General features: G+C 70.5%; 23 protein-coding genes. 9 read left to right on the top strand and 14 right to left on the bottom strand.

What is annotated here, in order from left to right; translation table 11 throughout:
• Positions 1 to 29: 29 nt before the first annotated feature.
• Entirely contained in the window at positions 30 to 413 is a 384-nt protein-coding gene (locus tag ORI60_RS11935; protein WP_266037151.1) for a helix-turn-helix domain-containing protein, read from the top strand.
• A 79-nt stretch (positions 414 to 492) separates the two neighbouring features.
• On the opposite strand, the gene ORI60_RS11940 is transcribed toward ORI60_RS11935, so the two are convergent.
• From ORI60_RS11940 to ORI60_RS11960, 5 genes are read right to left on the bottom strand one after another with little or no spacing between them, the layout of a single operon-like run.
• A complete protein-coding gene (locus ORI60_RS11940; protein ID WP_266037152.1) occupies positions 493 to 1455 on the bottom strand; it encodes an acyl-CoA dehydrogenase family protein in 963 nt (320 codons plus the stop codon).
• Positions 1452 to 2255: an acyl-CoA dehydrogenase family protein gene (locus ORI60_RS11945; RefSeq protein ID WP_266037153.1), complete on the bottom strand. Its 804-nt coding sequence runs from the start codon at positions 2253 to 2255 to the stop codon at positions 1452 to 1454. Before ORI60_RS11945 ends, ORI60_RS11940 begins: the two co-directional genes overlap by 4 nt.
• Complete coding sequence (locus ORI60_RS11950; RefSeq protein WP_266037154.1) at positions 2252 to 3343, bottom strand: acyl-CoA dehydrogenase family protein; 1092 nt, start codon at positions 3341 to 3343, stop codon at positions 2252 to 2254. The genes ORI60_RS11945 and ORI60_RS11950 overlap by 4 nt, the downstream gene beginning before the upstream one ends.
• Positions 3343 to 4173: an enoyl-CoA hydratase gene (locus tag ORI60_RS11955; RefSeq protein ID WP_266037155.1), complete on the bottom strand. Its 831-nt coding sequence runs from the start codon at positions 4171 to 4173 to the stop codon at positions 3343 to 3345. The genes ORI60_RS11950 and ORI60_RS11955 overlap by 1 nt, the downstream gene beginning before the upstream one ends.
• The gene (locus tag ORI60_RS11960; protein WP_266037156.1) at positions 4170 to 5645 is read right to left on the bottom strand and encodes a FadD3 family acyl-CoA ligase; all 1476 of its coding nucleotides are present in this window, start codon (positions 5643 to 5645) and stop codon (positions 4170 to 4172) included. The genes ORI60_RS11955 and ORI60_RS11960 overlap by 4 nt, the downstream gene beginning before the upstream one ends.
• 54 nt (positions 5646 to 5699) lie before the next feature.
• Here ORI60_RS11960 and ORI60_RS11965 point away from each other — a divergent pair, with 54 nt between their 5' ends.
• Genes ORI60_RS11965 through ORI60_RS11980 form a run of 4 tightly spaced genes read left to right on the top strand, consistent with a single transcriptional unit; the run spans position 5700 to position 9268 of the window.
• Positions 5700 to 6773 (top strand): acyl-CoA dehydrogenase family protein, encoded by a 1074-nt coding sequence (locus ORI60_RS11965; RefSeq protein ID WP_266037157.1) that lies wholly within the window; start codon positions 5700 to 5702, stop codon positions 6771 to 6773.
• Complete coding sequence (locus ORI60_RS11970) at positions 6770 to 7513, top strand: SDR family oxidoreductase (protein WP_266037158.1); 744 nt, start codon at positions 6770 to 6772, stop codon at positions 7511 to 7513. The genes ORI60_RS11965 and ORI60_RS11970 overlap by 4 nt, the downstream gene beginning before the upstream one ends.
• Positions 7514 to 7527: 14 nt before the next feature.
• Positions 7528 to 8124 carry a TetR/AcrR family transcriptional regulator gene (locus tag ORI60_RS11975; protein WP_266037160.1) on the top strand — a complete coding sequence of 199 codons (597 nt, stop codon included), beginning with the start codon at positions 7528 to 7530 and terminating at the stop codon, positions 8122 to 8124.
• A gap of 13 nt (positions 8125 to 8137) precedes the next feature.
• A complete protein-coding gene (locus ORI60_RS11980; protein WP_266037161.1) occupies positions 8138 to 9268 on the top strand; it encodes an acetyl-CoA C-acetyltransferase in 1131 nt (376 codons plus the stop codon).
• On the opposite strand, the gene ORI60_RS11985 is transcribed toward ORI60_RS11980, so the two are convergent.
• The 4 genes from ORI60_RS11985 to ORI60_RS12000 are packed head-to-tail and all read right to left on the bottom strand — an operon-like array spanning position 9252 to position 12547.
• Positions 9252 to 10301 (bottom strand): NAD(P)H-dependent flavin oxidoreductase, encoded by a 1050-nt coding sequence (locus tag ORI60_RS11985; protein ID WP_266037163.1) that lies wholly within the window; start codon positions 10299 to 10301, stop codon positions 9252 to 9254. The genes ORI60_RS11980 and ORI60_RS11985 overlap by 17 nt on opposite strands.
• Complete coding sequence (locus ORI60_RS11990) at positions 10298 to 11011, bottom strand: CoA-transferase subunit beta (protein ID WP_266037164.1); 714 nt, start codon at positions 11009 to 11011, stop codon at positions 10298 to 10300. The genes ORI60_RS11985 and ORI60_RS11990 overlap by 4 nt, the downstream gene beginning before the upstream one ends.
• Positions 11008 to 11805: a CoA transferase subunit A gene (locus ORI60_RS11995; protein ID WP_266037166.1), complete on the bottom strand. Its 798-nt coding sequence runs from the start codon at positions 11803 to 11805 to the stop codon at positions 11008 to 11010. Before ORI60_RS11995 ends, ORI60_RS11990 begins: the two co-directional genes overlap by 4 nt.
• Positions 11780 to 12547 carry an enoyl-CoA hydratase family protein gene (locus ORI60_RS12000; RefSeq protein ID WP_266037167.1) on the bottom strand — a complete coding sequence of 256 codons (768 nt, stop codon included), beginning with the start codon at positions 12545 to 12547 and terminating at the stop codon, positions 11780 to 11782. Before ORI60_RS12000 ends, ORI60_RS11995 begins: the two co-directional genes overlap by 26 nt.
• 63 nt (positions 12548 to 12610) lie before the next feature.
• Here ORI60_RS12000 and ORI60_RS12005 point away from each other — a divergent pair, with 63 nt between their 5' ends.
• From ORI60_RS12005 to ORI60_RS12015, 3 genes are read left to right on the top strand one after another with little or no spacing between them, the layout of a single operon-like run.
• Entirely contained in the window at positions 12611 to 13369 is a 759-nt protein-coding gene (locus ORI60_RS12005) for an SDR family oxidoreductase (RefSeq protein ID WP_266037169.1), read from the top strand.
• Positions 13369 to 14223, top strand: coding sequence for an SDR family oxidoreductase (locus tag ORI60_RS12010; protein WP_266037170.1), 855 nt, complete (start codon positions 13369 to 13371; stop codon positions 14221 to 14223). The genes ORI60_RS12005 and ORI60_RS12010 overlap by 1 nt, the downstream gene beginning before the upstream one ends.
• Before the next feature lie 10 nt (positions 14224 to 14233).
• On the top strand, positions 14234 to 15184 hold the full coding sequence (locus tag ORI60_RS12015) for a hypothetical protein (RefSeq protein WP_266037171.1): 951 nt from the start codon (positions 14234 to 14236) through the stop codon (positions 15182 to 15184).
• Here ORI60_RS12015 and ORI60_RS12020 read toward each other — a convergent pair.
• Positions 15168 to 16295, bottom strand: coding sequence for a steroid 3-ketoacyl-CoA thiolase (locus ORI60_RS12020; protein WP_266037173.1), 1128 nt, complete (start codon positions 16293 to 16295; stop codon positions 15168 to 15170). The two genes, ORI60_RS12015 and ORI60_RS12020, sit on opposite strands and share 17 nt — an antisense overlap.
• Positions 16296 to 16422: 127 nt before the next feature.
• On the opposite strand from ORI60_RS12020, the gene ORI60_RS12025 reads away from it, so the two are divergent.
• Positions 16423 to 17649 (top strand): cytochrome P450, encoded by a 1227-nt coding sequence (locus ORI60_RS12025; protein WP_266037174.1) that lies wholly within the window; start codon positions 16423 to 16425, stop codon positions 17647 to 17649.
• A 54-nt stretch (positions 17650 to 17703) separates the two neighbouring features.
• On the opposite strand, the gene ORI60_RS12030 is transcribed toward ORI60_RS12025, so the two are convergent.
• Genes ORI60_RS12030 through ORI60_RS12045 form a run of 4 tightly spaced genes read right to left on the bottom strand, consistent with a single transcriptional unit; the run spans position 17704 to position 21195 of the window.
• Positions 17704 to 18144, bottom strand: coding sequence for a nuclear transport factor 2 family protein (locus ORI60_RS12030; protein ID WP_266037175.1), 441 nt, complete (start codon positions 18142 to 18144; stop codon positions 17704 to 17706).
• On the bottom strand, positions 18141 to 19001 hold the full coding sequence (locus tag ORI60_RS12035; RefSeq protein WP_266037176.1) for a TIGR03619 family F420-dependent LLM class oxidoreductase: 861 nt from the start codon (positions 18999 to 19001) through the stop codon (positions 18141 to 18143). Before ORI60_RS12035 ends, ORI60_RS12030 begins: the two co-directional genes overlap by 4 nt.
• On the bottom strand, positions 18998 to 20140 hold the full coding sequence (locus ORI60_RS12040) for a thiolase domain-containing protein (RefSeq protein ID WP_266037178.1): 1143 nt from the start codon (positions 20138 to 20140) through the stop codon (positions 18998 to 19000). The genes ORI60_RS12035 and ORI60_RS12040 overlap by 4 nt, the downstream gene beginning before the upstream one ends.
• On the bottom strand, positions 20140 to 21195 hold the full coding sequence (locus ORI60_RS12045) for a thiolase domain-containing protein (RefSeq protein WP_266037180.1): 1056 nt from the start codon (positions 21193 to 21195) through the stop codon (positions 20140 to 20142). The genes ORI60_RS12040 and ORI60_RS12045 overlap by 1 nt, the downstream gene beginning before the upstream one ends.

Here is a 21195-nt window from a genome sequence, read left to right on the forward strand (position 1 = left end):
TACTTCAAGTCGGCTTGAGGTCAAGTGTCGTGGACGAGATCGGTATCGGCGAGGTGGTGCGGCGCTCCGGCGTGCCCGCCTCGACCCTGCGCTACTACGAGGAGCGGGGCCTGATCACCTGCGTGCGCCGTCAGGGCCTCGCACGCGTGTTCTCGGTCGCCGTGCTGGAGCAGCTGGCGCTGATCGCCCTCTGCCGCACGGCGGGGTTCTCGTTGGAGGAGATCCTGCTGATGTTCTCGCCGGACGGCCGCCCGTCGCCGAACCGCGAGATGCTCGCGGCGAAGGCCGACGAGCTGGACGCGACGATCCGGAAGCTGACGTCGATGCGGGACGACCTGCGGCACGCGGCGTCGTGCACGGCGCCGACGCACATGGAGTGCCCGACGTTCCGGCGCGTGCTGGGGCAGGCCTAGGCGCGACGCAGGACGCGTCCGCCGTACCTGCCCGCGCGCACACGTGGGCGACCGTGGCGCGAGTCTCGACGTCCACGGGTCAGATCTTGGCCCGAAGCCGTTCCAGGTGCACGGCCGGGCTGCCGAACAGCTGCCCGCTGCCGTGCGCCCGCTTGAGGTACAGGTGCGCGTCGTGCTCCCAGGTGATCGCGATACCACCGTGCAGCTGGACCATCTCGGCGGCGACCTTGAAGAACGCCTCCGAGCAGTAGACCTTGGCGACGGCCGCGGACACCTCGTCGTCGGCGGCCAGAGCGGCCGAGCGCGCGGTCTCCACCAGTACGTGCAGGTCGGCCATGCGGTGCTTCAGCGCCTGGAACGAGCCGATCGGCTTGCCGAACTGCACGCGGGTCTTCGTGTACTCGACGGTCAGCTCGAGGGCTCTCGCGGCGGCGCCGACCTGTTCCGCCGCCAGTGCGGCCAGCGCGACGTCGCGGATCCCGGGTGACCAGCGGCCGAGGCGGGTCGCCGCGGCGCCGGCCAGGTGGACCGTGGCGAGGCGGCGGGTCTGGTCCATCGTCGGTGTGTGCTCGCGGGTGACGCCGGCGAGGTCGATCTCGTACAGGTCGGTGCCGTCGGTGGCGAGGAGGATCTCGGCGAGGTCGCCGTCGAGGACGTAGCGCGCGGTGCCGTGGAGGCTGGCCGGGGCGTTGTCCCACGGCCAGACGAGGGTGGCGACGGTTCCGTCCGCGATCCGGGGGAGCAGCCGGGCGCACGCCTCCTCGTCGCCCGTCGCCAGCAGTGCCTGAGCGGCCAGCGTCGAGGCCAGCAGGGGTGACGGGGTGAGGGTGCGGCCGAGTTCCGCCAGCGCGATGCGCGTTTCGGCCTGGCCGGCGCCGGAGCCGCCGTACCGCTCGGGGATCGGGAGCACGCCGATGTCGCACAGCCGCGCCCACACGTCCTTGTCGTAGCCGTGCGGGGTCTCGATGGCCGCGCGGACGTCCGAGTGCTTGTCGAGCAGGCTGCGGACGGCGTCACGCAACGCGAGTCGTTCCGGTGTCACAACGCCTCCAGCACGCGTGCTCGGTGCATCGACGGACTGCCCCACGCCGTGCGCAGGGCTCGGGTCTGCAACAGGAAACGGCCCAGGTCGTGCTCGGACGTGTAGCCGATGGCGCCGTGCACCTGCAACGCGACGCGTGCGGCCTGCCAGGCTGCGTCGGAGGTGGCGACCTTGGCGGCGGAGACGTCCCGGGGCGTCATGGTCACGGCCGCGCCGAACACCAGCGGGCGGGCGAGCTCGAGGCTGACCAGGACGTTCGCGAGGTGGTGCTTGACCGCCTGGAACTGGCCGACGGGCTTGCCGAACTGGACGCGGGCCTTGGCGTGGGCGGTGGTCATCTCGAGCATGGCGCGGCCCAGTCCGAGGAGTTGGGCCGCACAGGTCAGCACTCCGAGGTCGAACGCGCGGGCGGCGGGGACTTCGGTGGCGACGACCGGGCCTGCGGAGAGTTCGACCAGGCGGCGACTGGGATCGACGGACTGGAGTTCGGCGGTCGGGGAGGCTTCGTGAAGGGTGTCGCCCTCGACGAGGAAGTACCTGTCGGCCTCGACCGCGTGGGGAACGTGCGGTGGGAAGGCGACAGAGCCAGGGCCGGAGCCCAGCGAGGGAAGCACCGCGAGCGACTCGATCAGCGGGCCGGGGACGGCGTGGTGCCCTACCTCCTCGAACACCACCACGAGGTCGACCGGGTCGGTCACCTCGTCCAGCCCGAGCGAGCCGAGGTCCGTCCTCCCCGCGGCCAGGAACCCGTGCAGCACTCCGGCCAGGTCCGTCTGCTCGGACGACAGCGTGAACATCATCGCGGCAGCCCCAGGATCCGTTCGGCGATCACGTTGCGCTGGATCTCGTTGGTGCCGGCGTAGATCGGGCCCGACAGTGAGAACAGCCACCCGTCCCGCCACCCCGGCGCGACCTCGCCGAGGAGGTCGAGCGCCGTCTCGTGCAGGGCCACGTCCAGCTCGGACCAGAACACCTTCGTGACGCTGGCCGCGGGCCCGGACGGAGGGTGGGCCAGGGCGCCGAACGTGTGGAGGCGATAAGCCTGCGCACCGATCCACGCGTCCACGACGCGGTCGCGCAGCGCCGGGTCCGGGTTCTTGCGGTACAGCTCCACCAGCCGGGACGCGGCGGCGGTGAAACGCCCCGGGCTGCGCAGGGTCAGGCCGCGTTCGTTGCCCGCCGTGCTCATCGCCACGCGCCAGCCGTCGCCGACCTCACCTACGACGTCGGCGTCCGGCACGAACACGTCGTCCAGGAAGATCTCGGCGAAGCCGGGTTCGCCGTCGAGCTGGTCGATCGGGCGCACGGTCACGCCCTCGGAACGCAGGTCGAAGAGCAGGTAGGTCAGGCCCCGGTGCCGTTCGCCTGGGCCGGTGCGGAACAGGCCGAACGCCCGGTCCGCGAACGCCGCCCGCGAGCTCCAGGCCTTCTGGCCGCGCAGCAGCCATCCGCCGTCGCAGCGAACGGCCGTGCTGCGCAACGAGGCGAGGTCGGATCCCGCCTCGGGTTCGGACCAGGCCTGAGCCCACACCTCGTCACCACGTGCCATCGAGGGCAGGATCCGGGCGCGTTGCTCGTCGGTGCCGTGCGCGAACAACGTGGGCGCCAGCAGGAAGATGCCGTTCTGCGAGACACGACCGGGGGCGCCGGAAGCGTGGTACTCCTCCTCGAACACCAGCCACTGCAGCAGCGAGGCGTCCCGGCCACCGTACGAGGACGGCCACGAGACCACCGACAGCCGTTCGGAGGCCAGCAGCCGTTCCCACGCACGGTGTTCCTCGAAGCCCCGCGCGGTGTCCATCGAGGACAGTGGCCGGACGTGCGCCGCCAGCCACGACCGCACCTCGGCCTGGAACTCCAGCGTCGAAGCGTCCAGATCGAGGTCCATCAGCCGGAGGCCTTCTTCATCGCGCGGGCGTCCATGCCCGCCAACGCGTCCGAGCTCACCTCGGCGTTGTGCGCGTGCGCGAAGTGGTGCAGGCCGAACACGGAGTCCATGCCTGCCCGCAGACCCATCAGGTCCTCGGACTGGTTGACCGCCTTCTTGGCCAGCGCGAGCCCGAAACGCGGCATCGCCGTGATCCGCCCGGCCAGTTCCAAAGTCGAGGATTCCAACTCCGCGCGAGGCACGACGCGCGACACCATGCCCCACTCGTAGGCGCGCTGCGCCGAGAAGCGGTCGCCGGTGAACAGCACCTCCTTCGCGGCTCGGGGACCGAGCATCCACGGGTGCGCGAAGTACTCGACGCCCGGAATCCCCATGCGCACCACGGGATCGGCGAAGAACGCGTCCTCGGCGGCCACGATCAGGTCGCACACCCAGGCGAGCATCAGGCCGCCGGCGACGCAGGCGCCCTGCACCATCGCGATCGTCGGCTTCGGGATCTCCCGCCACCGCCGGCACATGCCGAGGTAGACCTCCATCTCGCGCGCGAAGCGGAGGTCACCGCCCTCGCGGCCGACGTGGTCCCACCACATCACGGCCCTGCGCTCGAAGGACGTGTCGACGTCGCGCCCGGGAGAGCCGATGTCGTGGCCCGCGGAGAAGTGGTCGCCGGCGCCCGCCAGCACGATCACCTTGACCTCGTCGTCGTCCACCGCGCGGGTGAAGGCCTCGTCCAACGCGTAGGTCATCGCCGAGTTCTGCGCGTTGCGGTACTCCGGGCGGTTCATGGTCACGACGGCGACCGCGTCCCGCCGCTCATACGAGACTGTCACGCGTTCTCCCTGCGCAGTTGGATTTTGAGGACCTTGCCCATGGCGTTGCGGGGGAGCGCGGGGTGGAACTCGACGGCGCGCGGCACCTTGTAGTTCGCCAGCCGTTCCCGGCAGAACGCGATCACCTCGTCCTGCGTCAACGAGAAACCGGGTGCCGTGACGACGTGCGCCACCCCGACCTCGCCCAGCCGGGCGTCGGTCATCCCGACCACGGCCGACTCCGCGACGCCGGGCAGCCGGGCGAGCGCCTGCTCGACCTCGGCCGGGTAGACGTTGAACCCGCCGCAGATGTACATGTCCTTGAGCCGGTCGGTGATCGAGAGATAGCCGCGCTCGTCGATCCGCCCGACGTCACCGGTGTGCAACCAGCCGTCCGCGTCGATGGCGGACGCGGTGGCGTCGGGGTCGTCGAGGTAGCCGAGCATCACGTTCGGGCCGCGCAGCAGGACCTCGTCCCGGTCGCCCAGCCGCAGCTCGAACCCCGCCATCGGCGCGCCGCACGTGTGCGCGACCGTCTCGGGGGAGTCACCGGGACGGCACATGGTTGCGACGACGGCCTCGGTCAGCCCGTAGGCGGTGAGCACGGTCAGCGACAGCTCCGCCCTCATCCGCTCGACCAGCACGACGGGAACGACCGCGGCGCCGGTGACCGCCAGGCGCAGGCTGGACAGGTCGAACGAGCGGCGGTCCGGGTGGTCGAGCAACGCCTGGAAGATCGTCGGCGGCCCCGGCAGCACGGTGATCCGCTCCCGTTCGACCAGCCGCATCGTCTCCACGACGTCGAACACGGGCTGCGGCACGATCGTCGCCCCGGTCAGCAGGCAGGCCAGGATCCCGGCCTTGTAGCCGAAGGTGTGGAAGAAGGGGTTGACGATCAGGTAGCGGTCGGCGGACGTCAGCTCACCGCAGGCGGCCCAGGCCGCGGCCACCCCGATCGACTGCCGGTGCGCGCTCATCGCCCCTTTGCTGCGCCCGGTCGTGCCCGACGTGTACATCACGTCGCAGAGCTGGTCCTCCGACAGTTCCGGCAGCTCGGCGTCGGATCCCGTCCAGGACGCCGGTAGTCGCACCACCGCGGGCAGGTCCGGCGACAGCGCCCGCAGTTCCGCTTCACGGTCCCGTCCGAGGAACTCGCCCTCGACGACCAGGACGCGCGCGGCACTGCGCCGCACCACGTCCCACGTCTCCGTGGCGGTGAACCGGGTGTTGATCGGAACCAGAGCGGCACCCGCGTGCAACGCGCCGAGTGCCGAGACGACCCAGTGAGCCGAGTTGGGCGCGCACAAGGCCACCCGATCACCCGGCCGCACACCCATCCCCACGAACGTGCGCGCCGCGTCCAGCACCGCCGAACGCAGTCCGGGCCAGGTGAGGCGAACCTCCCCGTCCACCAACGCCTCCGCGTCGATGTACGAAGCAGCGGCGCGGTCGAGCGCGGCTGAAACCGTTTGCCTGCTTGGAACGTCCGCCACAGAAGCCTCCAAGGGCCCACCAAAGCAAGTGCTTGGTAGGTTAGAGTATGGCGCATGGAGTCCTTCCGGCGCGAGGTGCGGGAATGGTTGTCCGCCAACCTCGTCGGCGAGTTCGCTGAGCTGCGCGGCCTGGGTGGGCCGGGTCGCGAGCACGAGGCGTTCGAGGGCCGGCTGCGGTGGCATCGACACCTCGCCAGGAGCGGGTGGACGTGCCTCGGCTGGCCCGGCGAGCGCAGCGTGGAAGAACAGGTGGTCTTCCACGAGGAGTACGCGGAGGCCGACGCCCCGGCGAAGGTCGACATCGTCGGCGAGGGCCTGCTGGGCCCGACGCTCATCGAGTTCGGCACCCCGGAGCAGAAAGAGCGCTTCCTGCCGAAGATCCGCACGCTCGACGAGCTGTGGTGCCAGGGCTACTCGGAACCCGGCGCCGGGTCGGACCTCGCCTCCGTGCGGACCAGGGCCACCCTCGAAGGCGACCGGTGGGTGATCCACGGGCAGAAGATCTGGACGTCGAACGCGCACTACTCCGACTGGATCTTCGTCCTGTGCCGCACCGAACCCGGCTCACAACGGCATCAGGGCCTCTCGTACCTCCTCGTACCGCTGCGCCAGCCGGGCATCGAGGTGCGGCCGATCCGCCAGCTCACCGGCACGTCCGAGTTCAACGAGGTCTTCTTCGACGGCGCCATCACCGCGCGCGAGAACGTCGTGGGCCGGCCGGGTGAGGGCTGGAAGATCGCGATGGCCACCCTCGGCTTCGAGCGCGGCACAGCGATGCTCGGCCACCAGGTGGGGTTCCGCCGCCAGCTCGACGCGGTCATCGCCAGGACGTCCCCGGACGAACGCCTCACCAGGGCGTGGCTCGAACTGCACGTCATGCGCTCGCACACGCTGAGAACGCTGAACGACGAACCAGGGCCGGAGGCGTCCGTGCTGAAGCTGTTCTGGGCGGGCTGGCACCGCAGGCTCGGCGAGCTGGCGCTGGACTCGCTCGGTCCCGAGTCGATGATCGACGACAACGAGTGGCAGCGCCTGTTCCTGTTCAGCCGGGCGGAGACGATCTACGGCGGCTCGGACGAGATCCAGCGCGAGATCATCGCCCACCGGATCCTGGGGCTGCCGCGATGACCGGCCACGACCTGCTCAAGGGCAAGATCGTCGTCGTGACGGCCGCGGCGGGCACGGGCATCGGCTCGGCGACCGCGCGGCGCTGCCTAGAAGAGGGCGCGACGGTGGTCATCAGCGACTGGCACGAGCGGCGTCTGAAGGAGACCCACGAGGCGCTCGGCACCGGCCACGCCGTCCCGTGCGACGTCACGGACGAGCAGCAGGTGCAGCGGCTGATCGACGAGACGGTCGAGCGCTACGGCCGCATCGACGTGATGGTCAACAACGCCGGCCTCGGCGGCGAGCAGTCCGTGCTGGACATGGCGGACGACGAGTGGTCCCGCGTCCTGGACGTCACGCTGAACGGCACCTTCCGCTGCACCAGGGCCGCGCTGCGCCAAATGGTCGTCCAACGAAGCGGTGTCGTCGTCAACAACTCCAGTGTGATCGGCTGGCGCGCCCAGAGGGGTCAAGCCCATTACGCGGCAGCGAAAGCGGGAGTCATGGCGCTGACCAGGTGCGCCGCGATGGACGTGGCCGAGCACGGCATCCGGGTGAACGCGGTCGCCCCGAGCTTGGCGGCGCACCCTTTCCTGGCCAAGGTCACCAGTGAGGAGCTGCTGACCGAACTGGCGTCCCGAGAGGCCTTCGGGCGCGCCGCCGAGCCCTGGGAGGTCGCGAATGTGATCGTGTTCCTCGCGAGCGACTACTCGTCGTACCTGACGGGTGAGGTCGTCTCGGTGAGCAGCCAGCACCCGTGAGGAAGGAACGACCGATGAGTAGCCGGAGGGCCGAGCTGCTGGAGCTCGCCGCGAAGATGTTCGCCGAGCGCGGTTACGGGCAGACCACGGTCAGGGACATCGCGGACGCGGCGGGCATCCTGTCCGGCAGCCTCTACCACCACTTCGACTCGAAGGAGTCGATGGTGGACGAGATACTGCGGACGTTCCTGGACGAGCTGTTCGCGCGCTACCGGGAGGTCGTCGAGGCGGGCCTCGGCCCGAAGCAGACGTTGAAGGCTCTGGTGGTGGCGTCGTTCGAGGCGATCGACACCCGGCACGCCGCCGTCGCGATCTACCAGAACGAGGCCAAGCACCTCACGCCGCTCGAACGGTTCTCCTACATCGAGGACCGCAGCGTGGAGTTCCGCAAGCTGTGGACGGTGTTGCTGGAGGAGGGCATGAGCACGGGCGTGTTCCGCGCCGACCTCGACGTCGACGTGGCCTACCGGTTCATCCGCGACACGGTGTGGGTGGCCGTGCGGTGGTACCGGCCGGACGGCGGCCTGGCGGCGGTCGAGGTGGCCGACCAGTACCTCGCGATCCTGCTCGACGGCATCGCCACGGGCCGGCGGAAGAACTCCAAGACGTAGAAGGAGGGCCCTCGTGGCCGAGGCGTACATCATCGAGGCTGTGCGGACCCCGGCGGGCAGGCGTGGTGGCGAGCTGAGCCACGTGCACCCCGCCGATCTCGGCGCGCACGTGATCACGGCGCTGCTCAACCGCGTCGACGTCGACCCGACGGACGTGGACGACGTGATCTTCGGCTGCGTGGACACCGTCGGCCCGCAGGCGGGCGACATCGCGCGGACGTCCTGGCTGGCCGCGGGGTTCCCGGAGCAGGTGCCGGGCGTGACGGTCGACCGGCAGTGCGGGTCGAGCCAGCAGGCGTTGCACTTCGCCGCGCAGGCGGTGATGAGCGGCACGGCCGACGTCGTGGTCGCGGGTGGCGTGCAGAACATGTCGCAGGTGCCGATCGGGTCGGCCATGACGGTCAGCCCGTTCGAGGGCTGCGAGGGCTGGCGGCACCGGTACGGCGACGAGGAGGTCAACCAGTTCCGGGCGGCCGACCTGATCGCCGTGCGGTGGGACCTGTCGCGGCGCGAGATGGAGGAGTTCGCGCTGCAGAGCCATCTGCGCGCGATCACCGCTATCAAGGAGGGCCGGTTCGACCGCGAGATCGCGCCGGTCAACGGCGTCGCGGCCGACGAGTGCCCGCGTCCGGACACGAGTGCGGAGAAGATGGCGAAGCTGCCGCCGTTGCGGCCGGGTGGACGCACGACGGCGGCGTTGTCGTCGCAGATCTCCGACGGCGCCTCGGCGGTGCTGGTCGTGTCGGAGCAGGCCGTGCGCGACCACAGGCTGACGCCGCGGGCCCGCGTGCACCACATGTCGGCCCGCGGATCCGACCCGATCTACATGCTGACCGCGCCGATCCGGGCCACCCGCCACGCGCTGGAGCGAGCGGGCATGTCCATCGCGGACATCGACCTGTTCGAGATCAACGAGGCGTTCGCGTCGGTGGCGCTGGCCTGGGCCAAGGAGCTCAAGATCGACCTGGGGCGGGTGAACGTCAACGGGGGAGCGCTCGCGCTGGGCCACCCGATCGGCGCGACCGGCACGAAGCTGTTCACGACGTTGCTGCACGAGCTGGAGCGGACGGGTGGCCGGTTCGGGTTGCAGACGATGTGCGAGGGCGGCGGTCAGGCGAACGTGACGATCATCGAACGTCTCTGAGCCGGTCGATCGCCGCCTCGGCGTCCTTGACGATGCCCTCGATCAGGTCCGCGCACGCCGGCAGGTCGCCCAGCAGCCCGGCGACCTGACCGGACGCGAGCACGCCCGCGTCGGTCCTGCCCTCGACCAGGCCGGCGCGCAGCAGCATCGGCGTGTTCGCGGCCATGACCACCTGCGACCACGTGAGGTCCTTGCCGTGCTTCATGGCCAGGCCCTCGCGGACCATCGCGCGCCAGCTCAGCCCGGTGTGCCGCCGGAACCTGGCAGCGTTGGTCACCGCCCTCGCCAGACTGCCGATGCGGCCGGACCTCTCGAGGTGCTCGACGAGGTCCGACCGCAGGACCCGGTGCGGCAGGCCGTCCACGCGCGTGGTCACGACCGTGCCGTTCAGATCCCGTTGCAGGTAGGCGTGTTTCACGGCGTCCGGGACCGTGCTCTCCCGGGTGAGCAGGAACCTGGTGCCCATCGCGATGCCGGCCGCGCCGTACGCGAGCGCGGCGGCCAGTCCCCGGCCGTCGAAGAAGCCGCCGGCCGCGATCACCGGGATGTCGACGGCGTCCAGCACGCTCGGGAGCAGCAACGTCGTGGCGACGCCGCCGGTGTGGCCGCCGCCCTCACCGCCCTGGACGATCACGGCGTGGGCGCCCCACTTCGCGACCTTCTCGGCGTGCCGGGCCGCACCGATCGAGGGGATCACGACGACCCCGGCGTCGCTCAGCTTCGCGATCATGTCCGGTTTCGGGGCCAGCGCGAAGGAGGCGACCTCCACGCGTTCGCGGATCAGCAGGTCGATCCGCTCCGGCGCGTCGTGCGCGTCCGCCCGCAGGTTCACGCCGAACGGCTCGGACGTGCGGGAGCGGGTCTCCTCGATCGCGGCTTCGAGCTCGGCGTACGTCATGGTGGCGGAGGCCAGGATGCCGAGCCCTCCCGCCTCGGCGGTCGCGGAGACCAGGCGTGGCCCCGCGACCCAGCCCATGCCGGTCTGCACCACCGGGTGCCGGACCCCGACCAGGTCGGTGAGCGCGGTCCTCACTGCGGAACCTCCCCGTCCCGCTTGCCTCCCGGATCGAGCCGGGTCCTGATCAGCTCCAGCTCCTCGCCGGTCGGCAGCCTGGTCTCGGTGACGTCCTGGACGACGAGCGGGAACGAAGTCTGCTTCTGGACCTCGTCGACCGAAACCCCGGGGTGCACGGAGACGACCCGCATCGAGTGGTCGGGGGTGTCGAAGTCGAGCACGGCGAGGTTCGTGACGACGCGGTGGACGTCGTGGAACGGCCCCGCCGCGCGGTCGTAGCCGACGCCGGACACCACGTCCACGGCCTCGACCAGCACCCGCGTGCTGTGCCGGGGCACCCAGTAGCTCGTGCGGTGGTTGACGGTGTTGCCGGGAGCACCGCGGAAGCCGAGCAACTGCCGGGTGGGCTTCGCGTGGTCGCCGATCGCGGAGATGTTCTGGTTGCCGAACCTGTCGACCTGGTTCGCGCCCATCACGACGTGCCGGCGGCCGTGCGCGACGACGTCGAACACCTTCCGGTACGGCAGCCAGCCCTCCACAGTGGACTCGGGCGTCAGCAGGAACGCCTCGCCGTCGCTGAGCAGGAGGTCGGGCTCGGTGGTGAGGCGGGCCAGCCTGGCGCCGAGGGACGGGATGAGGCCCATCGGGCTGGCGAGCGTCTCCCCGGCTCCGAGGAACAGGTCGGCGCAGGCGGTGACGCAGACCTCGGCTCTCGTGATGTCGCTCATCGCAGGAACCTCTCGTAGAAGTCCGGCCACTTCTCCAGGTCGGAGGCCGTTTCCGCGTACTGGCGCTGGAGTGCCTCGTCGCGGCCGTAGTCGGGCACGCAGCTGGTGAACCCCGCTCCACCCGGCGCCTCCACCACGCCGTCGACCATCATCCGGTTGAGCAGCAACGTCTGCGGAGGCCCATCGAACGTCTCCACGATCTGTTCGCACGAGACGTAACGCCGGTCCGCGGCCAGGCAGAACAGGTCGTCGAAGTACGGGTCGGGCCCGAGGTACTGGGCGTTGCCGTGCCTGTCGGCGCGGTTGAGGTGGACGAGGGCGACGTCGAGCTTCAACGCCGGCATGGCGACCAGTTCCTCACCGTCGTCGTACGGCGACCGCACGGTCCTGAGCTCCGGCGCGTACTTCAGCACGTCCGAGCCGAGCCCCGCCCGGAGCGGCAGGAACGGCAACCGGTGCCCGGCGGCGCGCAGTCCCGTCTGGAACATGCCCTCGTCCAGCTCCAGCACCTCGATCGCGCCGGTCTCGCGCGCTCGTTTGAACCACGGGTCGTACGGGATCGAGTCGAGCGAGACGAAGCCGTAGACCAGCTTGCGGACCTTGCCCGCCGCGCACAGCAGCCCGGCGTCCGGCCCGCCGTACGTCACGACGGTGAGGTCGCTGACGCCGGAGCGCAGCAGGGCCTTGACCAGGGCCATCGGCTTGCGCCGCGAGCCCCAGCCGCCGATGCCGACGGTCATCCCGCCCTTGATCTCGCCGACGACCTCGTCAGCTGTCATTCGCTTGTCGCGCATGGTGTCCGTCCAGGAAGGCCTGCCGGGCGTGGTCCGACACACCGGTGAGGTTCAGCTCGAAGGTGAAGCCCTGCTCGAAGCGGTAGCTCTGGTGCACGCGCTGCGGGTCGATGCCGTTGATGGCCTCCTTGGCCGCGCGGATCACCGCCGTGTCCTTCTTCGCGATCTCCTTGGCGATCTCGCGCGCCGCGTCGTCGAGCTGGACGCGCGGTACGACCTCGACGACGCTGCCGTGGTGGTGCAGCGTCTGCGCGCTGACGTTGCGGGCCGTGTAGTACAGCGTCCGCATCAGGTGCTGCGGCACGAGCCTGGCCAGGTGGGTCGCGGCGCCGAGCGCGCCACGGTCGACCTCGGGCAGGCCGAACGTGGCGTCGTCGGACGCCACGATGACGTCCGCGTTGCCGACCAGGCCCACGCCACCACCGAGGCAGAACCCGTTCACCGCGGCGATCACCGGCACCTCGCAGTCGTACACGGCCGCGAAAGCCTTGGCGCAGCCCCGGTTCGCCGCCACGAGTGCGTTGTAGCCCTCGGCCCGCTGGATCTCCTTGAGGTCGACTCCCGCGCAGAAGCCGCGGTTCTCGGCCCTCAGGACCACCACCCTCGTCTCCGGGTCCTCGCCCGCGGACGTGATGGCCTTGGCCAGCTCGAACCAGCCCCGGGAGGGGATGGCGTTGACCGGGGGGTAGTCGACGGTGACCTCGACGATGCCGTTTTCGGTGTGGCTGCTGGAGATTCCCATTGAGCCGCCTTCCGAACCAAGCGATTGCTTGGTAATTTAGCAGTGCCGGAGCGACCGGGGTAGGTGCATGTGGAACTGGACCTCGACGGAGCAGTGGTCCTCGTGACGGGCGGCGTGCGGGGTGTCGGTCTGGGCATCACCCGCGCGTTTCTCGGCGCTGGGGCCGTCGTCGTGACGTGTGCGCGGCGTCCCGCCGAGGTGGCCGGCGCGTCGTTCGTGGCGTGCGACGTGCGGGATGCCGATCAGGTGGGCGCGCTGGTGTCCGGGATCGCCGCCGAGCACGGCCGGCTCGACGTCGTGGTCAACAACGCGGGTGGGGCGCCGTTCGCGCTGGCGGACAAGGCGTCGCCGCGGTTCCACTCGAAGATCGTCGAGCTGAACCTGCTGGCACCGCTGCTGGTGTCCCAGGCGGCCAACGCGGTCATGCAGGCCCAGGCTTCCGGCGGGGCGATCGTGAACGTCAGCAGCGTCAGCGGGCGGCGTCCGTCTCCGGGAACCGCCGCCTACGGTGCCGCGAAAGCCGGTCTCGACAGCCTGACCTCGTCGCTGGCCGTGGAGTGGGCGCCGAAGGTGCGGGTCAACGCGCTGGCCGTTGGCATGGTGCGCACGGAGCAGTCGCATTTGCACTACGGCTCCGAGGCCGGGATCGAGGCCGTGGCGAGGACCGTGCCGCTGGGGCGCCTCGCGTCGCCGGACGAGGTCGGCGCGTGCGCGGTGTTCCTGGCTTCGCCGCTGGCGTCCTACGTCAGCGGCGCCACGTTGGTCGTGCACGGCGGGGGAGAGGCACCCGCGTTCCTGACCGCTGCCGATGGGGGCTCTTGATGAACCGGGTTGTGATCGTGACAGGGGCCGGGCGCGGCATCGGCCGTGCCCACGCGCTGGCGTTCGGTGCCGCCGGGGCCAGGGTCGTGGTGAACGACCTGTCCGCGGCGGTCGCGGGCGAGGTGGCGGAGCTGATCGGGCCGCGGGCCGTCGTCAACACCGACGACGTCGGCACCTGGGCGGGTGCGAAACGGCTGGTCGACACCGCCGTGTCGGAGTTCGGCGGACTGGACGTGCTCGTCAACAACGCCGGCATCGTGCGGGACCGCATGGTCGTCGGGTGCAGCGAGGACGAGTGGGACGAGGTCGTCCGCGTTCACCTCAAGGGTCACTTCGCGACGCTGCACCACGCCGCCGCGCACTGGCGTGCCGTGCACAAGGCGGGCGGCGCGGTGTCCGGGCGGGTGATCAACACGTCGTCCGGCGCGGGCCTGTTCGGCAGCGTCGGGCAGGCGAACTACTCGGCGGCGAAGGCGGGCATCGCGTCGATGACGCTGGTGGCGGCCGCCGAACTGGCCCGCTACGGGGTCACGGTCAACGCGATCGCCCCGGCCGCGCGGACACGGATGACCGAGGCGACGTTCGCGGACGTGATGGCGGCGCCGGAGGAAGGCTTCGACGCGATGGCCCCCGAGAACGTCTCGCCGCTCGTCGTGTGGCTCGGCAGCGAGGAGGCCGGGGACGTGACGGGGCGGATGTTCGAGGTCGACGGCGGACGTGTCTGCGTCGTGCACGGGTGGCGGCGCGGGCCGGAGATCGACAAGGGCGAGCGGTGGTCGCCGGAGGAACTGGGTGGCGTCGTGCGCGAGCTCGTCGCCGGCGACAACCCGACGCCGGTCTACGGAGCCGGGTAACGTCGATCATGTGACCCGTCCGGCCTCCCACTCCGCGGTCTCCGCCGCGCTGTCGCGGCTCAGCGACGGCGAACTCGGCGACCTGCTGGACCGCGCCGAGCCGGGCGTGGCGGGGATCGGCGGGCCGACGGCGTTGCTGGACGTCGCGGGCACGCCGGTGTTCGTCAAGCGGGTGCCGCTGACGGAGCTGGAGCTGAGGCCGGAGAACGTCAGGTCGACCGCGAACCTCTACGACCTGCCCATGCACGCGCACTACGGCGTGGGGCTGATCGGAGCGGCGGGCTTCGGGGCCTGGCGCGAACTGGCCGTGCACGTCATGACGACGGAGTGGGTGCTGGCGGGCGAGCACGAGGGCTTTCCGCTGATGTACCACTGGCGGGTCCTGCCGCACCCCGGCCAGACGCTGCCCGCGGAACTGGAGCAGGCGGTCGGCTACTGGGGACCGGAGGTGGGCCCCCGCATCGAGGCGCTGAGGGAGTCGACCGCGAGCATCGCGCTCTTCCTGGAGTACGTCCCGCGGAACCTGCACGACTGGCTGAACGACCAGGACGACCTCGAGAGCGCCTGCGAGTGGGTCGAACGGGAGCTGGCGGCCGGGGTGGAGTTCATGAACTCCCGCGGCCTGCTGCACTTCGACGGCCACTTCCAGAACGTCCTGACCGACGGCGAGCGCCTGTACTTCGCGGACTACGGCCTCGCGATCTCCTCCCGGTTCGACCTGTCCGAGGAGGAGACCGCGTTCTTCGCCGAGAACCGGGACTACGACCGCTGCTACACGGTGACGCACCTGGTCATGTGGTTCTCGTACGCGTTGCGCGCGCAGGGGGTTCCGCCGCGGGTCGCCGAGGTCCTGAGCCGCCACAACGACGTCGCCGCGGTGATGAAGGACTTCTACCGCCGCTTCCAGCACGAGAGCCGGCGGACCCCGTACCCCGCCGCGGACCTCAGATCCGTTCGATGATCGTGCCGGTGGCCAAGGCCCCGCCCGCGCACATCGTGATCAGCGCCGTCGCCGCGTCCCTGCGCTCCAGCTCGTGCAGCGCGGTCGTGATCAGCCGGGTGCCGGTGCTGCCCACGGGGTGACCGATCGCGATGGCGCCACCGTTGACGTTGACCCGGTCCAGGTTCGGCCGGTGCACCGCCGCCCACGACAGCACCACCGACGCGAACGCCTCGTTGACCTCGAACAGGTCGATGTCGGCCATCTTCATCCCGCTGCGCTCCAGCAACCGCGCGGTGGCGTCGACCGGCCCGTCCAGGTGGTAGTACGGGTCCGACCCGACCAGGCACTGCGTGACGATCCGGGCGCGCGGCTTCAGCCCGTGCGCCCGCGCGAACTCCTCGTCCACGACCATCACGGCGGACGCGCCGTCCGAGATCTGCGACGACGTCCCAGCGGTGTGCACGCCGTCGGGGACGACCGGTTTGAGAGCCGCCAGCGCTTCGAGTGACGTCTCCCGCAGGCCCTGGTCGGTGTCCACGAGATCTTCGCCGACCTTCACCGGCACGACCTCGGCGGTGAACCGGCCCGCCGCCCACGCCGCCCGCGCGCGGTTCTGCGACTGGACGCCGAACCGGTCGACCTCCTCGCGCCCGATGCCCCGCCGTTCCGCGACGCGTTCGGCGGCGACGAACTGGTTGGGCAGGTCGATGGTCCACGAGTCGGGGCGCGGCATGCCGGTCTCGCCGATGTTGCTGCGCAACGGCACGCGGCTCATCGCCTCGACCCCGCACGCGATGCCGGCGTCGATGGCGCCCGCCGCGATCAGCCCGGCGATGAGGTGCGTGGACTGCTGGGCCGACCCGCACTGGGCGTCGACCGTGGTGCACCCGGTGGTCTGCGGCAGGCCCGCGTGCAGCCAGGCCGTCCTGGTGATGTTGTTCGACTGCTCGCCCGCCTGGGTGACGGTGCCGCCGATGACCTGTTCGACGGTGGACGGATCGACACCCGTCCGGTCGAGCAGCCCCCGTTGTGCCGCACCGAGGAGCTCGGCGGCGTGCAGGCCGGACAACCAGCCGTTCCGCCTGCCGATGGGCGTGCGCACCGCTCCCACGATCACCGGACTGCCCACGCGAGCCTCCTTGGCAACCTAACTAGAACACGTTCCTGTGTTGCTCCAGATTGGCCGTGTGGGGGCTTCAACACAAGCCGCAAGCGTGTTTGAATCAGATAGAACGCGTTCCACCTAGGAGGTTCCTGTGGGCAAGCCGCGCATCCCGGAAGGCTTCGACTTCACCGACCCCGACATGTACGCGAGCCGGCTGCCGCTGGAGGAGTTCGCCGAACTGAGGCAGACCGCGCCGATCTGGTGGAACTCCAAGCCGCTGGGCTCTGGCGGGTTCCCCGACGAGGGCTTCTGGGTGGTGACGAAGCACCGCGACGTCAAGGAGGTCTCGCGCAACAGCGAGCTGTTCTCCAGCCGGGAGAACACGGCGATCATCCGCTTCAAGGACGACATGCCGCGCGACAACATCGAGATGCAGCGGTTGCTGTTGCTGAACATGGACCCGCCGACGCACACGAAGGTCCGCGGCATCATCTCCCGCGGCTTCACCCCGCGCGCGGTGAACAGCCTGCGCGAGGCGCTGACCGCGCGCGCCGAGCGGATCGTCGCGGAGGCGCTGGAGAAGGGCAGCGGCGACTTCGTGTCGGACGTCGCCTGCGAGCTGCCGTTGCAGGCCATCGCGGAGCTGATCGGCATCCCGCAGGACGACCGCCGCAAGATCTTCGACTGGTCGAACCAGATGATCGCCTACGACGACCCCGAGTTCGAGATCGAACCGCTGACCGCCGCCACCGAGCTGCTCGGCTACTCGTGGACGATGGCGGAGGACCGGCGGAAGTGCCCGCGCGAGGACATCGTCACCAAACTGGTCCAGGCGGACGTGGACGGCGCCGGGCTCGCGTCGGAGGAGTTCGGCTTCTTCGTGCTGCTGCTCGCCGTGGCGGGCAACGAGACCACGCGCAACGCCATCACGCACGGCATGAAGGCGTTCTTCGACCACCCCGAGCAGTGGGAGCTGTACAAGGACCAGCGGCCCGCGACGACCGGCGACGAGATCGTCCGGTGGGCCACGCCGGTGGTGTCGTTCCAGCGCACCGCGATGGCCGACACCGAGCTGAGCGGTGTGGAGATCAAACAGGGACAGCGGATCGGGATGTTCTACTCGTCGGCCAACTTCGACGAGGAGGTCTTCGAGAGCCCGGAGGAGTTCGACATCACCCGCGACCCCAACCCGCACCTCGGGTTCGGCGGCAGCGGCGCCCACTTCTGCGTCGGCGCGAACCTGGCCCGGCTGGAGATCGACCTGATCTTCAACGCGATCGCGGACGCCATGCCGAACATCAGGCAGGTCGCGGAACCGCGGCGGCTGCGCTCGGGCTGGCTCAACGGCATCAAGGAGTTCCGCGTCCAGTACGCGTGAGAAACGACTGAGGCCCCTCCACCTGCGGATGGAGGGGCCTCATGCTGTGCGGCGTCAGGCCTCGACGCGCAGGGTCGCGAGTGCCCGTTCGGTCTCCCAGAACGCCCGCATCGACTTGATGAGGCCGTCCTCGCCCACGTTGTAGACGAATACGCCCTCGGTGTCCACGCGCGCCCCGCCGGGCAGGAACGCGCTGATCGTGCCCACGTTCGCGCACTCGGAGCCCGCCGCGAACGAGTCGTGCACGGCGAACTCGAAGCGCTCCACGTTGGCGATCGCGAGGTCCCAGAAGGCGGCGATCGCCTCCTTGCCCTGGTGGCCCTTGCCCTCGGCGTCGAACATCGACGGGCCCACCGGGTCCTCGACGACGGCGTCCTCGGCGAACAGGGCCAGCCACTCGTCCTTCGCACCGCGCGACACGCAGTCCATCGAACGCCACGAAGCCACGCGGGCGGGGGTCTCGGTCTTGGAAGCCGTCCAGGTCACTGCGGTCACGCGAACTCTCCGATCACCTCGTCGGCGAAGCGCCGAAGTCCGTCCTTCTTGGCCTGCAGGCTGCCGTCGAAGCCGACGCCGTAGAACAACCAGGGCACCACGATCGTGTCGGTCACGCCGATCTCGGCCAGCTGCCGGTAGCCGTCGAGCCCGAACCGGTCGATGCACACGGCCTGGATCTCGAACGGCCGCTCGAAGCAGCCGAGATCGGTGAGCCGCGCGATGACCGACCTGAGCTCCTCGAACTTGATCATCGCCGACGTCCAGCCGTCGCCCACGCGGGCGGCGCGCTTCAACGCGGCGGGGGAGTGGCCACCGACGTAGAACGGCACCGGCGCGGTGGGGGCCGGCGACATCTGCAGCCGGTCGAAGTCGAAGTAGTCGCCGTGGTACTCGACCATGCCGCCGCCGAGCACGAGCTTCAGCACGTCGATCATCTCGTCCACGCGGGGTCCCCGGTTCTTGAACGGGACGCCGCACCACTCGAACTCCTCCGGCGACCAGCCGAGGCCCACGCCGAAGCCGAAGCGGTTGCCCGTCATGTGCGCGACCGACCCCACCTGGCGGGCGAGCAGGAGCGGGTTGCGGGAGCCCAGTTTCAGGACCTGCGTGTAGAAGTTGATCCGTGACGTCACCGCGCCCATCGCGGCCGCGGCGACGAACGGGTCCACCCACGGGGTGTCGGCGTTCCACATGCGGGAACCGTCCGGGGTGTACGGGTAGTCCGCGGAGACCTTCTCCGAGAAGAACAGGGAGTCCGGCAGCGCGATCGAGGCGTAGCCGCACTCCTCGGCGCACCGGGCCAGATCGGTCAGCTGGTCGAGCGGGCTCATGGCGATACCGACGGTGAACTTCACGGCTGCTCCGATCCGACGACCCACATGGCGAAGAACTGCGAACCACCGCCGTACGCGTGGCCCAGCGCGACCCGCGCACCGTCGACCTGGTGCTCTCCCGCGGTGCCCATGACCTGCATGGCCGCCTCGGCGAAGCGCAGCAGGCCGGAGGCACCGATCGGGTTGGACGAGAGCACGCCGCCGCTCGGGTTCACCGGCAGGCGGCCGCCGATCTCGGTCTCGCCAGCCTCGGTGAGCTTCCAGCCCTGGCCGACGTCGGTGAAACCGAGGTTCTCGAGCCACATCGGCTCGAACCAGGAGAACGGCACGTAGATCTCGGCGGCGTCCACTTCGGACAGCGGGTCGGTGATGCCCGCCTGCTTCCACAACGCCCTGGCGGCGTCCTGGCCCGCCCGCGGGTTGACCTGGTCGCGCCCGGCGAACGTCGTCGGCTCGGTGCGCATCGCGGTCGCGCGGATCCAGGCGGCCCGGCCCGAGGTCGGCCGCGAGGAGATGACGACCGCGCAGGCGCCGTCCGAGGACGGGCACGTCTCGTCGTACCGGATCGGGTCCCACAGCATGGTGGACGCTTGCACCGACTCGACGGTGATGTCCGGCTGTTTGAGGTGCGCGTACGGGTTCTTGGAGCCGTTGCGGCGGTCCTTGGCCGCGACCACCGCGCCCACGTGCTCGGGGGCGCCGGCGCGGCGGATGTAGGAGCGCACGTGGGGTGCGAAGTAACCGCCCGCGCCCGCGTGCACCGGCATGGTGAACGGCGTCGGCACGGACAGCGCCCACATCGCGTTCGACTCGGACTGCTTCTCGAACGCCACGGCCAGCACCCGGTCGTGCACGCCGGACTGCACCAGGCTGGCGGCGACGTTGCCGGTGCTGCCGCCGACCGAACCGGCGGTGTGCACGCGCAGCAGCGGTTTGCCGACGGCGCCCAGCGCGTCCGCGAGGAACAGCTCGGGCATCATCACGCCCTCGAACAGGTCCGGTGCCTTGCCGAGGACCACGGCGTCGATGTCGGACCAGTCCACGCCGGCGTCGGCCATCGCGCGGTCGATCGCCTCGCGGCACAGGCCCGCCATCGACACGTCGAGGCGTTTCGCCGCGTGGTGCGTCTGGCCGACGCCGACCACTGCTGCCGGTCGCATCACTCACGCCCTTCCATCACGCACACGAGGTTCTGTTGGAGCAGCGGGCCACTGGTGGCGTGCCCCAGGACCTTGGCCGCCGAGCCGTCGTGGATCCTGCGCGCGGCCTCGCCGATGCGGGCCAGCCCCGCGGCGAACATCGGGTTGCCCGCCAGCACGCCGCCGGACGGGTTCACGGTCACGTCGTCACCGAGCCCGAACGCCTGGCGCAGCAGGATCTCCTGGTGGGTGAACGGCGCGTGCAGCTCCGCCACCTGCACGCCGTCGGCGCCAGCCGCCTTGCCCGCGGCCACGGCGGAGGGGGAGGTCGTCAGGTCGCGCGTGCCGAACGACGGCGTGTCCGTGCGGTGTTCGAAGCCGGTGATCCACGCGGGACGGTCGCACAGCTCCCGTGCTTTGTCGCCGGCCGCGAGCACGATCGTGGCGGCGCCGTCGGTGATCGGCGCGCAGTCGTGCCGCCGCAACGGATCCGCGACGTACGGGAGGGCCAGCAGCTCGTCGGCGTCGACCTCGCCGGACAGCTGGGCGAGCGGGTTCGACAAGGCGGCGGAACGGCTCCGCGCGGCCACGGCGGCCATCGCGCGTTCGTCCCACAGACCGTTCTCGATGCCCATGCGCGCCTGGATCCCCGCCAGGCCGAGGGAATCCGGCCACAGCGGCGTCACGAGGTACGGGTCGAGCTGCATCGCCATGACCCGGCGGAGCTGCCCGGCCGAGGACTTGCCGAAGCCGTAGACCAGCGCGGTGTCGATCTCGCCGCAGAGCAGCTTCACCCACGCCTCGTAGAGCGCCCACGCGGCGTCCATCTCGACGTGCGACTCGGTGATCGGCGGGAAGGCACCGATCGCGTCGACCGCCGAGACGAACGAGAACGCCCGCCCGGCCAGGTAGTCCGAGGAGCCCGAGCACCAGAAACCGATGTCGGTCTTGGTGAGCCCGAGCCCGCCGAGCACCTCGTGGAAGATCGGCACCAGCATCTCGACACCGTTGGTGGTGCCGTCGGTCTCGCGCACGCAGGGCGTCTGCGCGAAGCCGACTACCGCAATGTCACGCAC

Origin of the sequence: Lentzea sp. NEAU-D7 (assembly GCF_026242055.1) — a bacterium.
Classification (GTDB): domain Bacteria; phylum Actinomycetota; class Actinomycetes; order Mycobacteriales; family Pseudonocardiaceae; genus Lentzea.

Bases quoted from the DNA above. Each gene is read 5' to 3' on its own strand.
- ORI60_RS11990 (WP_266037164.1), bottom strand. From the start codon at position 11,011: ATGAGCGACATCACGAGAGCCGAGGTCTGCGTCACCGCCTGCGCCGAC.
- ORI60_RS11965 (WP_266037157.1), top strand. From the start codon at position 5,700: ATGGAGTCCTTCCGGCGCGAGGTGCGGGAATGGTTGTCCGCCAACCTC.
- ORI60_RS11975 (WP_266037160.1), top strand. From the start codon at position 7,528: ATGAGTAGCCGGAGGGCCGAGCTGCTGGAGCTCGCCGCGAAGATGTTC.
- ORI60_RS11970 (WP_266037158.1), top strand. From the start codon at position 6,770: ATGACCGGCCACGACCTGCTCAAGGGCAAGATCGTCGTCGTGACGGCC.
- ORI60_RS12000 (WP_266037167.1), bottom strand. From the start codon at position 12,547: ATGGGAATCTCCAGCAGCCACACCGAAAACGGCATCGTCGAGGTCACC.
- ORI60_RS11945 (WP_266037153.1), bottom strand. From the start codon at position 2,255: ATGATGTTCACGCTGTCGTCCGAGCAGACGGACCTGGCCGGAGTGCTG.
- ORI60_RS12010 (WP_266037170.1), top strand. From the start codon at position 13,369: ATGAACCGGGTTGTGATCGTGACAGGGGCCGGGCGCGGCATCGGCCGT.
- ORI60_RS12040 (WP_266037178.1), bottom strand. From the start codon at position 20,140: ATGCGACCGGCAGCAGTGGTCGGCGTCGGCCAGACGCACCACGCGGCG.
- ORI60_RS11995 (WP_266037166.1), bottom strand. From the start codon at position 11,805: ATGCGCGACAAGCGAATGACAGCTGACGAGGTCGTCGGCGAGATCAAG.
- ORI60_RS11950 (WP_266037154.1), bottom strand. From the start codon at position 3,343: ATGGACCTCGATCTGGACGCTTCGACGCTGGAGTTCCAGGCCGAGGTG.